Source organism: Streptomyces sp. NPDC001787, assembly GCF_040297465.1.
Classification (GTDB): domain Bacteria; phylum Actinomycetota; class Actinomycetes; order Streptomycetales; family Streptomycetaceae; genus Streptomyces.
This window is the reverse complement of the sequence record NZ_JBEOZE010000035.1, coordinates 43490-56122: the sequence shown is the minus strand read 5'-3', so window position 1 is coordinate 56122 and position 12633 is coordinate 43490. Positions and strand designations below refer to the sequence as shown.

Here is a 12633-nt window from a genome sequence, read left to right as displayed (position 1 = left end):
CGCGGTCTGTACCGGTCCGCCGACAGGCTGTGCACTTCCGTTGCCGTTGGGGATAGGGTGACCATCGATTGATCTACTGCTAGCCCTGACAACACGATGCCCCCGGACCTTGAGCAAGTCCGAGGGCGTATATCGAGTTCGAGAACCGAGTAAGGCGGTGTCTCGTGGTGGAGCGTACCCGCACCCACACGCAATTGCACAGTCAGCCCGGCTTCCGCGGTGCGTCCAAGACGCCGACGGACCGGGGCTTTTTGCTGTGCGGACATCGCTCGTCGCGCTCATCGCTCATCGCCCTCATCAAGGGGGGCGGCATGTCGTAGAGAGTCCGGGCGGGCGCCCCCTTAGCAGGGAGCGCTCCTCGCCCTTCCGCGCCGGTTCGGAGTTAGCAGCTCCTCTGCCGGCCTTCACCGCTCTCTCGGAGTATCCAGCTCCGTTCGAGCGAAGAGCCAGACCGCTTGGTCTGGATGATCACTGCCTCCCAGCAGCAACGGCCCCGAAAGGCCTCAGGCCCGAAGGCCCTCATTCATCTCTGGAGCGAACCAGAGTGAACGGAGTACATCTTGCAGCACCGCCATGGCTTTTGTCAGCTCAGCAGCCCTCCAAGGGCACCGTTCTCGGCCATTCGCCCCGCAACTGTCACCTCGGCGTCACATGTCGTGACAGCTTTTTCTCCTGATAGGTCAGGTGTGGCCTGTTTGCGCGGTTCTGTGCCGTGGGCGAAGGCGGCTCGCAGCCGCAGCCTGCTGACAGCAGCTGATCCGCTGTGCCCGTCGCCGGGCCGCGCCAGCTGAATCCGCCCCCTCGGCCACAGACCCGGACAAGGGGCTCTGCCCCTGCATTCCGCATCTCAGCCAAGGGCTGTTCGCGCTCTGCTGCACGGCACACGCCGACTGTCAGCAGGCGGGCTTCGGCACATCGCGTGCCTTGAACCCCGCCGGGGTCGACACCCCTCTGACCGCAGCCGAGCCCCTGGTCCTATCTGCAAGGCCGTACTCTCCGCGTCCCGGAGGGGACGGCAACTCGAAGCGCGTCGTCGACGGGTCGTCACCCCGCTGGCTGCGCGCCGGGGGAAGCGTGTCCAGTTCTCTGCTTTTCGCCACAACCGATCCACCCGGTCCGGCAGTGCCGGAGCAGGCCCCGGGAACGGCCTGCCTACCCGGCGGCAACAGGGCCGTACGGCGCCAGCGCGTCAAGGTGCCGATGCGCCTGGTGGAATCCGCGCACTACGAGGACGTGGCGCTCACCGTCTACATGAAGATCAAAGCGCTCGGGCAGCGTCCGGAAGGCTGCACCGCGGGAGCGACCGTTCTCGCCTCTTACCTCGGCCTGTCGTGTTCCTCTGTCGAGCGTGGCATCGCGCAGCTGCGCAGGCCGGGACCGGATGGGGTGGTCGAACTTCCCTTCAACCAGCGGCGTTCGCTGCCGGGCGGGTCCGGGACGACAGCCCGGCGTCGGGTGCGCCCGATGCGCCGGGACGAGCTCTTCATCTGGCTGCCTGTCGCCGCCTGCGAAGACCTGTCCCCGCGGCAACTGCGGGCGTTCGCGGTGCTCTGCTTCGCCCAGGTCCAGCGCATTCCGCTCACCGAGCCAGAGCTCGCCGGCTACCTGCACCACCACTCCGGTGCGCGCGCGGGAGCTGCATTGTCCGTGACGGCCACGGGCAAGGTCATCGACGCGCTCGAGGCTGCAGGCTGGGTGACGGTTCTGCGCCGGGCAGGGGCGCACGGGCGGCATCAGTTCATCGCTCACGACGTGCCCCCGGCGCCGAAGGCCGACGTCTCTTCCGCCGCGGAGGCCGAAGCCGCGGCCGATCCCTCTTCGTCGTTTGATGAGGGATCGGGTCCGCAACTTGGTGAAGGATCGCTCGCGACTAGGGAAGACCAGAGTACTGACCGACCTGATGACGAACGCCGCCTTGTCTCACCCGCCGTAGGCGAAGTACAGGTGGGTAAGGGCGCTTCGGCTGTGGATAACTCGCTCCAGAAGCCTGCGGATGAAGGGCTCGGGGCAGGTTTCGCGCTGCGCGCGGGCCAGGAACGAACCGGCTCCCCCACGCAGAACGGCCAAGCGCACCGGAATCGCTACGACGGCCCAGCTCTGACACTGCACCCGCGGATCACCGAGGTCCTCGAGCCCGTTCGGGTGCTCTACGAACGCGCCAACACGTTCATGCAGCGGCGGATCGCCCGCGAGGTCGGACGCCAGCTCGATCTGGGATACGAACCCGACCGGCTCCGCCAGCGTCTGAACGACCGCTTCGCGGGTGTGCTGATGTCCGAAATCGGAGACCCTGCCCGGTGGTTGATGGGTGTCGCGCTGCCGCGCTGGGGCTGCGGTCATCAGTCCTGCGAAACCGGTGTGATGTGGCCGAGCGGGGAGCGGTGCGCCGCATGTGCCGACGTACTGGCCACGCGGCGGTATCAGCGTCAGCGGGACCGACGGATCGAGCTGGGGCTGTGCCTCGATCACGGACTGGGCGGGCCTGGAGCAGCGTGCCCCTGGTGCGCTCCGCCAGTGCCGAGGCGCCCGGTATCCGAGCTTGCTCCGGCGGCGGCCCCGTCCGCTTCGGTCCGCGCGGACTGCCGGACCTGCGGCTGCAGGATCAACTTGGTGGGCCCAGCCCTCGTTGATCGTTTGTGCATGCCGTGCCGGGAGTCGCACGCCCCGAGCGCCGAGGAGCCGGAGAGCGCCGACCCTCCTGCGCAGTGCATCGGGTGGCGCGGGGAGTCCTGCGATCGGCTGGCGATCCCCACCCGCCCGGTGTGCGCGCGGCACCGGGCAAAGGAACTGAGCGTCGAGGTGGCCGGGTGATCAGGCAGCCGCGCGCGGGGCGGAGCGGGAGGCGCGCGCACCGGGGTTCGGTCGTCCGCTCTTCGTTCGCCGTCTGGTGCGGCGCCGCGCACGGTGCGCGGCGAAGTGCGCTTGTGTCAGGTGCGAGGTGCGCGCACGGCCGGCAGAGGTGCGCGCACGGCCGGCACGCGCGCGCACCGGATGCCCGGGAAGGGGCGCACCAGGTGCGCGCTGACACGCGCACCGGTCGGGCGCACTTCCTGCTCGGCGTACCGCGCGCACCGACAGAACCAGCGATGCGGACGAGGAGAGGGAAGGCTTCTGGGCTACGGCTCGGCGACGTCCCGATGGTGACTTAAGGTCACGTCCGAGGGAATTCCGGAGGAGTCTGATCCTGATTCGGAGACGGCGCGACACCCCTTGTCCAGCATCTGAATCGCTCGGCCCCCACCCCTTGTCCACCTCTGCTGCCTGTCGCGTTCTTCCTTGACCAGGTTGGCAACCGGCCGAATCTGCCCCTTGTCCAGCTAGAAAAGCAGCCGGACGGCCGTCGCTCTCCGAACAGCCGCCGGCGCTGCGCGCGCATCCCAGTTCGTCACGCCGTGTTATCAATCAGCGGCGCACTTTCACGCTGTGGCTGCGCTGGCTGTTCGTGCCGCGGTGTGGGACAGGCGGGGTTCCGACCGGTGGGCGCGGGTCATCGTCCGGCACCGTGCGCTTGCGGTGCGCGAGGCGCACGCACAGATTCCGCACCGCCCTCCACCAACGCGCAGCAAGCGCACCGCACCGCGCGCCATGGCCGGGGCACGGTGCGCGCGCGGCGAGCACCCCCTTGTCCACCTCGCGCACCGGTGCGCGCACGTCCACCGCACCCCTTGTCCACCTCGCGCACCGGTGCGCGCACGTCCACCGCACCCCTTGTCCACCTCGCGCGCCCGTACGCGCACGTCCACCGCACCCCTTGTCCGGGTGCGCTCCGCGGCGCCCTCCGACCGTGTTCTTCCTTGACCACTGTCGTCCGCGCTCGTGATCAGACCGCGGACAAGGGGGGTCAAAAGATCGTCAGCGGCATTCCCATCGGATGACTAAGGACGGTCACGGATGTCGCACTACAGCAGCCCCCTCAGCACCATTTCCGCCTCGGCTACGGACGAGGGCTCCAGCACCCTGCGGAGCCTGAACGCCGACTGGGTATCCCTCTCCGACGATGTCCGCGCCAGCGACCAGGTCGCCGGCTGGGCGTCCGAGCACCCCCAGTTCGCCGGCGCCCAGACGCCGCAGGACGTGGTCCGGCAGATCTCCGGCCTCTACCGCCGTGGCGCCTGGGAGCAGCACGACCAGTCGATGCTCTTCCTGCTGCAGCGCGCGAAGGAGGCCGGGGCAGATCGCGATCTGGCCTGGCGGACCGCGGCACGCGTGATGCTGCCGAAGGCCGTGTCCATGGCGAAGACGCAGCAGCACGACGGGATTCTCTGGGACGACATCGTCTCGTCGATGTTCAGCGCCCTGTTCGAGGTCATCGGCACCTACCCGATCGCACGCCGTCCGCGGGGCGTCTTCGCCAACATCGCGATGGACACACTCGTCCTGGCGCAGAAGACCCTGGCCGCCGACTACGACAACCGCTCGGCCCTGCGGGAAATAGGGGACGCGCTGCTGCCGCTGGCCGGCGACCGGTCGGCGGCACTGCTGCCCTCCGAGGACCCGGACCCGGCGACGCAGGCCCAGCTCGCCGACTGCCTCGTGCGCGCCGTCGAGCTGGAGCTCGTCAGCCGCGACGAGCCGGAACTCAGTGCCGACGACCCGCGTGCCGAACTGCTCGCCCTGGTGATGTGGGCGGTCGACATCCAGGCGTTGACGATCTCTGACGCCCGGCGGATCTCGAGCTACTACCTCGACGCCTCCTCGACTCCCGGCCACAGCGCCCGCACCCGGCGGTCGATGGGCAACGAGGGAGCGCGCCTGCGGCAGCGGGCCAGCCGCGCCGTCCGCCCGCTGCGCGAGGCCGCGCTCCGTACGACCCGGTCGGCGGCCTGAAGTTTTTTTGCCCCGGCTGTCACACGGCGGCCCAAAACCACACCTCTACGGGCGATCCGCATTCGGCCTCTTCTTCGCCTTCGACCACCCACTTCACGGGAGCACCCCATGACTGCCGCCCGCATCACCGGCCCCGACCGCTCTGCTGACTCGCTTGCGGACGAGGACGAGACCCGCGTCGCCTCGGCCCGCATCACCGCCACCCGCCTGGGGACCGCCCTGGTGCGCGACCCGCTCGACCGCACGGTGCACGAGCAGATGCGCCACTTCCTCGACCACGACTCGGAACCCGCACTCCAGTCATGGGACGTACTGGTGTCGCGCACCCCCGAGCAGCTGAAGTCGCGCATCGCCGAGCTCCTTACGGCTCGGGCCGAGCGGAGCGTGTCGTGAAGCGATCACGTAGCAAGGCCCGTCGCACGCAGCAGGAGCGGCTCGAGGACACCACCGTCGACGCCATGGAGCCGGCGCCGGTGCCGGCCGAGCAGGACGGCTACGAAGCACCGGATGCCGCCGGGTGGAAGACCAGCACCGCGGGGCTCGCCGGCGTCGCGCGCCTGGCCCGCGTGGCCACCTGGGCACTCATCGCCTCCGGTCCGCTCATCGGAGTCATGGCCCTGCTCGGCTCGTCCGCTCCTGCGCAGAGCGCACCCAAGTCGGCGCCCACGGTCCAGTCCAGTGCCTCCACGGGGCCTGCCGGGTTCGCGCAGCTGTTCATCGGCGCCTACCTGGAGGCCGGAGAGGGGAGCGAGAAGAACCTGGCCCCGTACTACGCGGGCAGCGTCGCGCTCACACACCCAGCCGGCACCCGCAGTGCCCTGCGCACCCAGGTGATAGAAGCACGCGAGGTCTCCTCCGGCTACTGGTCCGTCACCGTCGCGGTCAATGTCGCGGCGAAGGCCAAGAAGGGCGGCTACAGCGACGCCGGCGTTCAGTACTTCCGCGTCGCCGTGCAATCGACCGGCTCGGGCGACACGACCGGGTACACCGCCGTTTCCCTGCCGGCGCAGGTCGCGGCGCCGGCTGCGCTCAAGCCCGGGGATCTCGGCTACCCCACCTCCCGCGGCGGCGGAACCTCAGACCCCGCGTCCGACACCGCGGCCTCGTTCCTCACGGCATACGTGGCCGGTCAGGGCGAGCTGGACCGCTACACCTCCCCCGGCGTCCGTGTCTCCCCCGTCGTGCCGACCCCGTACGCCTCGATCAAGGTCACCGGCATCCGGGACAACTCCAGCGACAGCGCCTCCACGAAGGTCCCCGGTGACGGCGAGCGGCGACGTCTTCTGGTCTCCGTCGACGCCATCGACGTGGACGGCAACAGCTTCCCGCTCACCTACGCGCTCGGCCTGACCTCGCGTGCCGGGCGGTGGGAGGTCTCCTCCCTCGAGGACGCCCCGGCCACCGCCGCGGCAAGCAAGCCGTCCAGCGCTCCGAAGCCGCCCTCTGCTCCCCCGGCTCCCACCACGCCCAGTGGCTCGGCATCGCCTGCCGGCAGCTGACCCACGTCGCCATCACCGAAAGAGGAAACGTTCATGCACACGCTCACGGCCGACCCGAACACCGTCGTCCTCGCCGGCGACCTGCTCGACTGGGCCACCCTCAAGACGAACCAGATCGGAACGCTGATCAAGCTGGCCGTCGGCGTGATGGTGCTCGCCGCCGTCGCGACGGCGTACTGGAAGACCAAGTCCTGGGTCGCCACGCTCGTTGCCTTCCTCCTCGGCGCCCTCGTCATGTGGGGCATCGCGAACCTGCCGTCCCTGCAGACCAAGGTCGGCTCGGAGATCGAGGACACGGCCAGCGTCGCCCCGCAGGTGCCCGGCGCCGACGCTGACGTCACGGCGCTGTTGTGAGTGCGTCCGAGGAAGACCTCATCGGTCACTCCTACACGCGCGCCCGCAGGCACCCGCTCGTCATCGGCAAACTCCCGGGGGCCGGCCGGCTCCCGGGAGGCCCGTACACGATCACTCAGATCGTCACCATGGTCGTCGTCTTCGGCAGCCTGGCTCTGACCCAGACCCTGTGGGCGCACTTCGGCCTCGCGAACATCCTGATCATGATCGTGCTCCCGTGGGGGCTGGCCTGGGTGCTGCGTTACGCGCGCATCGACGGCCGGGACCCGGCGCGCGCTCTGCGCTCCCTTCTCATCTACGCCTCGGCTCCGTCCGGGGGCCGGCTTGCCGGCCATCCGCAGCGACAGCCGCGTCCCCAGTGGGCACGGACCACCTGCACCGTCCGGGTCGCCGGGGCCCAGGCCTCCGGCGAGGCAGCTCCCGCGGCGGCGCCACGCCTCCAGCCCGCGGCGGTCCGGCCGGTGCGTCGGCCGGCCCCGGCCATCACGCAGTCGGCCGCATCGGCCGCTGCGGCTCCCTCCGTGCAGGCCACAGCGGCGCGCACCGGCGGACGCAGCCAGTTGCAGAGCCTCCTCGCCTCGCTCGAGGACCAGCACCCCCGCTCGTAGCGGCGCCGCCCTGCGCGCCTCACCCGCAAAGGACTTCAAGCCATGCGTCTCCCCGTCCGGCACATCAGCGGCCACCTCATCTGGACGACCAACGCCGCCACGTGGGGCGTATGGAAGGTCGACACCGAGAACTACACCCACGCCTCGAAGTCCACCAAGCGCGAGCGGCTCGACGCGCTCGAAGCGCTCTTCAAGTCCTTGCGCGGGGAGGCCCTGCTCCTGAGCTTGTGCCCGCAGGTCGATGCGACCGCGGTCGTGCAGCGCATGACTGCCGGCGTGGACTGGGACAAGAGCCCGGAGTACGTCGACCTGTCCCTGAAGGTCCTCGACCAACTGGAAGGACTTGAGCTCACCGGCCGTGTCGACTTCCTGGCGATACCCCTGCCGCATCTCGACCTCAAGCAGACCGCTCGGGCCGTCGTCTCCTCCACCCAGGCCGAGGTGATGTCCGCGCTCGGCCTCGCGGTCCCGCCCGTCACCGCAGGCGAGGAATCCGACCGACTGCAGCAGGCGAACCGGATCGCCGCCGCGTGGCCGTCCGGCATCAAGCTCAAGGCCGCCACCGAAGCGGAGATCCTGTGGATCTACGGCCACGCGGCACGCCGCGGACTCGACGAGCCGCTGCTCCCGGAAGAGGGGACACCCCGCAGCCTGCGCGGACGCGGTCACACCGTCGCCGCCCACACCCAGGTCATCCTGGACGAGGGCGGCCGCGGAGGCCAGAGCCGCAAAGGCCCCTCCAATCCGTTCGCCCGCCGCTACGCCAAGGTGACCACCGAACACGGCAGCAGCTACCAGGCGTTCAGCGTCCTGGCAGAGATGCCCGAGTCGTTCCGCTTCCCGGGCTCGGAGTACCTCGCCGCCTTGGATGACTTCGGCTTCCCCGTCGACTGGGCGGTCCGGCTGAACATCGAGGCCGGCTCGAAGGCGGAGCCCAAGTCACGCAGGCAGCAGCGGGAACTCGCCCACCAGCGCGGCGAGTACGACGGCGAGACCGCCGGCGTGCCGCCCAGCCTGGACAAGGCTTCCTTCTCGCTGGACGAGTACCGCGACCGGCTGACCTCCTCAGCCACGGAGGTCGAGATCCGCGCGTCGGTCGTCACCTGCGTCTGGGGCGCCACACCGGACGAGGCCAACGAGCGGGCCTCCTCCCTGCAGCACCACTTCGGTGGCAACGACTACACCCTCACCCGCCCCGTCGGCGACCAGGTGCCGCTCTTCCACGCCATGCTGCCGGGCACCAAAACCCCCAAGCCGCTCCTCGACTTCACCCAGTACCTGCTGGCCAGGGACTTCGCCATGGCACTCCCCTTCAGCGGCGCCAGCCTCGGCGACGACACCGGCTCGCTGTACGGCCTGCAGCTCTCCGGCGGTGGCGTGCGACCCGTCCTGATCGACTTCAGCCACGGCCCCCGCGTCAACGCCTCGGCGAGCGCGGCTTTCGTCGGCGAGCTCGGCTCGGGCAAGAGCGTGGGCCTCAAGACGGCGATGTACTCCATCCTGTCCACCGGCCACCGTGCCGGCCACGCCCAGAGCCGCGGCCGTGCCCTCGTCATCGACCGAACCCCGCAGCAGGAATGGACCCGCTTCGCCCTGGCCTGCCCGGGTGAAACGCAGATCATCCGCGTCGACGAGACCGCCGGGGTCTCCCTCGACCCGCTCAGGATCTTCCGCGGCCCGCGCGCCGCACGGTACTGCGAGTCCTTCCTCACCCCACTGCTGGACATCGCCAGCATGTCGGTCGAGGGCGTCACCCTGTCCGAGTCGATTGCGACCACCCGCACGGGCCCGAACCCGTCCATGACCACGCTCATCACCAACCTCGCCCTGCGAGCGAAGACCCCCGACCCGGAAGAGCCGAACGATGCGGCGGTACGCGCGGCCGCCTCCGAACTCGTCCGCAAGATGCGGGCCTTGGCCAAGAAGGACCTCGGCCGCACCATCTTCGACCCGAGCCTCCCGGTCGTGAGGATCACCAACGCCGACTCGATCGTCTTCGCCGTCGACCGCCTGGGCCTGCCGACCAAGGAGGAACTCAGTGAGCACCGCCTGCGCAGCCTGGAGGTGGAGAAGAGGTTCGGGTGGCGCCTGATGTACCTGATCACCGCGCTCTGCCGGGAAGTCGCCTTCGCCAACTCCAATGAGTTCACCGGGGTGTTCCTGGACGAGTGCTGGTGGCTCACCTCGTCGGCGGAGGGCTCCAACCTGCTGCTCGAGATCATCGCCGACGGCCGCAAGCACGGTGCGGGCGCCTTCGCGGGCAGCCACGACCCGTACGACATCGGGCCTAAGAACGAGCTCGGCGACAAGATCCGCGCCCTGCTGTCCCACATCTTCGTCTTCCGCCACCGCTCCAAGACCCTCGCCGCCCGGTGCCTGGAGTTCATCGATCTCGACCCCACCGACGACGAAATGATCAAACTGATCACGGAGAATCTGAGCCCCCTCAACGTCTCCGACGCCGAGCGCGGCCTCCGAGCCGGCGAATGCCTCTACCGCGACCTGCGCAAGCGCATCGCGGGCATGAAGGTGCTCATCCCGGCCGACGACTATGCCGCGGACGCCATCCACACCACCCCCGGCGGCCAGATGGGCGAGGACGAGCCGGCCGTCGAAGTGCCGCTCGAAGGGGCACTGGCATGAAAGCCGACTCCCGCGCCGCGCCACGCCGGCGCGCCCTGCGGATCTGGTTCATCGCTGTGCCCCTGGCACTGCTGCTGAGCCTGACCGCTGCGGCCGCGTCCGCTGACCCAGTCCCCAATCCGCAGCCCGGCCCTGCGCCCACCGCCCCGGACGCCAAGCCAACGCCCAAGCCGACGCCGAATCCAGAGCCGAAGCCGGGCAACGAGAAGGAAGGGGACAAAGCCGACCCGTGTGACCAACTGCCCAAGGACAGTGCCCAGTACAAGTACTGCAAGGAGGGCGACGACAGCGATGACGGCGGCGGCAACGACGACAAGCCGGCCGCGAAGCCGAAGCCCGAGGACTCCTACAACCCCATGGAGCCGCGGCCCGGGCTGATGCCTTCTGCCCCGCAGCCCGGGGACGAAGACAGGCCGATCAAGGACCTCACCAAGTCACCTGCGGACGGTTCCAACGGACTGCTGCAGCCCTTCAACGTCAAGGACAAGGACGGCGTCCCGATCTCCGCGTACAGCGTCGACGCGGACACCGGCGACTGGAACGACATCGATCTCAAGATTTGGAATCTGCTGTCTCAGCTCTTTTTCGGGATCGCCAAGTGGTTCGTCGGATTCGCCAGTTGGCTGATCGACTGGGCGTTGAACTTCGGCCTCGCCAAGATTCTCGTCGAGCCTGCCGACAACATTGCCACCAGCCTGCGGGACCAGGTCATCAACCGCCTGGGCCTTCCTGGTCTCTTCCTGCTCTTCTCGGGTCTGTACGCGGCCTGGCACATCTTGTTCAAGAACCGCAGCCGCGGCTTCGCCGAAGCGGGCATGTCCCTGGTCGTGGCCGCCATCGCCACCACCGTCCTGCTCTCGCCCGCGCAGGTCCTGCTCGGCACTCATGACCGGCCGTCGCCCGGCGGCTCGACCATGCTGCTGAGCGATGAGGGCCTGATCGGCCAGGCCAAAGACCTCTCGCTCGAGGTCAGCGCGGTTGTGCTCTCACAGGACCCTGGGGGCGACGCCAAGCCGGAAGACGTGTCCAAGCCGATCACCGACGCCCTGGTCGACGCCTTCATCGTCAAGCCGACACATCTGATGCTCTACGGCAAGACGTTCAAGGACCCCAAGTGCTCGAAGGCGTTCGCCGAAGCGTCACTGGTCAAATACAACTACGAGCAGATGGGCATCGACTTCTTCGAAGCCAATCGAATCAACCCCACCGGTGCAGCCACCTACTCAGCCCAGCTCAAGAACGCGGGCGAGCACTTCACCAAGGTCTGCAAGGTCGAGGACGGCGACGCGAAGAAGGCGTCCGCCGACATGACCTTCTCGGCCGCCTTCGTCGCTCTCGCAGCGATCATCGTCTCCGTCCTCATGGTGCTGGTCACCGGTACCTTCCTGGTCTCGCAGGGCTGGCTGGCCTTCGAAGCGATGAAGGGCCACTGGGCCCTGGCGGCCGGCATCCTGCCCGGCGGAGGCCGGGGCGTGCTGTGGCGCTGGGTCTCCGCCATCATCAAAGCCATCCTCGGCGTGATCCTCGCCATCTTGTTCCTCGCGATCTTCATCGTCGTCATCGTCGCGCTGCTCGACGCGAACACGGGCGAGATCCTCGCCGCCAAGTTCATCTGCCTCGATCTGGCCGCAGTCGCAGGACTCGTCGGCCAGAAGAAGATCAAGGAGACGGCGAAGCAGGTCAGCGTCAACCTGAACCGGCGCCTGGCCAACGCCCGTGTCGGTGGCAGCCGTCAGAGCGTGTTCAACTCCTTCGGCCGGTACGCCGAGACCGCCCCGGGGGTTAAGCAGCTGTTCGGCGAGGCCCGCGGAGAGGCCCGCAAGGTCACCAAGCCCCTCGGCCAGGCCGGGCGCACCGCCAAGCAGATGTGGATGGGCAAGCCCCAGCGCGGCGGTAAGGGAGGGGGGCGCCTGCGCTCCGCCGCCCGCCTGGCTACCAACGCCGCGGCTGCGGTGGGCACCGGTGGCGCCGCCACCGCGGCGAAGGTCGCCGCCCAGGGTGCCGCCAAGCAGGCCCTGCGCCGTCGGCTCGCCACGGCCGCGTCGAACAAGATGTCTCAGTCCCGCGGCGGGCGCGCCACCCTCATGGCCGGCAAGGGTGCGGCCGCGACCGCACGATTCGGCTGGAAGGCAACGAAGTTCGCGACGCTCGCGACCGTGGGCGCACCGGTCGGGATTCCCCGGGGCATCGCGGCCGCCAAGCGTGGTGGCGCCGCGGCGACCGCACGCGCAGGTGCCGTCAGACGGCAGCTGGCCGCCTCGTCGAGCCGGGCCGGCGCCCGGGTGACTGCCAGGGTCGACAGCGCCTCCGCGTTCCGCCAGGAGTACGCCCGCAATGTGGCGACGGCAGGCCGGTTCGTGGGCCGTCACGCGGCCAGTGCACAGCTCGGAATGGCTCAGCCGATGGGTGCCGCACCGCGCCCGTCGAACCCTCCCGGTACGCGAGCGGCTGCCAGCGCTCCCCCGGTCCCCGGACGCGGCCCGTCATCCGCAACTAGGTCGTCCTCCGCGACCAGGTCGACCTCTCCTTCGGTACCAGGGCCGGCATCCATCCCCACGTCGTTGGTGAGTGCCTCCCCGAGTCCCGGCGGGGGCGCTGCGCCGCCCGTGCCGTCGATGCCGCCCGCGCCGCCGGCTCCCCGGGCCATCCGCAGGGCGACGCGGCCGGCGGGGCCGCCCCGTCGACGGCCCTGACCCGGCGGG

Annotated in this window: 8 protein-coding genes; all 8 read left to right on the top strand. The window is 69.5% G+C overall.

Annotation, left to right across the window (positions count from 1 at the left end; all coding sequences use genetic code 11):
* The first annotated feature begins 1074 nt into the window (after positions 1-1074).
* The 8 genes from ABT170_RS33815 to ABT170_RS33780 all read left to right on the top strand — a co-directional run bounded on the left by ABT170_RS33815 (position 1075) and on the right by ABT170_RS33780 (position 12624).
* Positions 1075-2811 (top strand): hypothetical protein, encoded by a 1737-nt coding sequence (locus ABT170_RS33815; protein WP_351873894.1) that lies wholly within the window; start codon positions 1075-1077, stop codon positions 2809-2811.
* Between the two features lie 1080 nt (positions 2812-3891).
* On the top strand, positions 3892-4827 hold the full coding sequence (locus tag ABT170_RS33810; protein ID WP_351873891.1) for a hypothetical protein: 936 nt from the start codon (positions 3892-3894) through the stop codon (positions 4825-4827).
* A 108-nt stretch (positions 4828-4935) separates the two neighbouring features.
* On the top strand, positions 4936-5220 hold the full coding sequence (locus ABT170_RS33805; protein ID WP_351873888.1) for a hypothetical protein: 285 nt from the start codon (positions 4936-4938) through the stop codon (positions 5218-5220).
* Positions 5217-6326 (top strand): conjugal transfer protein, encoded by a 1110-nt coding sequence (locus ABT170_RS33800; RefSeq protein ID WP_351873885.1) that lies wholly within the window; start codon positions 5217-5219, stop codon positions 6324-6326. Before ABT170_RS33805 ends, ABT170_RS33800 begins: the two co-directional genes overlap by 4 nt.
* A 33-nt stretch (positions 6327-6359) precedes the next feature.
* The gene (locus ABT170_RS33795) at positions 6360-6680 is read left to right on the top strand and encodes a hypothetical protein (RefSeq protein WP_266815802.1); all 321 of its coding nucleotides are present in this window, start codon (positions 6360-6362) and stop codon (positions 6678-6680) included.
* Positions 6677-7288 carry a hypothetical protein gene (locus ABT170_RS33790; RefSeq protein WP_351873881.1) on the top strand — a complete coding sequence of 204 codons (612 nt, stop codon included), beginning with the start codon at positions 6677-6679 and terminating at the stop codon, positions 7286-7288. The genes ABT170_RS33795 and ABT170_RS33790 overlap by 4 nt, the downstream gene beginning before the upstream one ends.
* 42 nt (positions 7289-7330) lie before the next feature.
* Positions 7331-9931, top strand: a complete 2601-nt coding sequence (locus ABT170_RS33785) for an ATP-binding protein (protein WP_351873878.1) — start codon at positions 7331-7333, stop codon at positions 9929-9931.
* 56 nt (positions 9932-9987) lie between these two features.
* Positions 9988-12624, top strand: a complete 2637-nt coding sequence (locus ABT170_RS33780) for a hypothetical protein (protein WP_351873875.1) — start codon at positions 9988-9990, stop codon at positions 12622-12624.
* Positions 12625-12633: the final 9 nt, after the last annotated feature.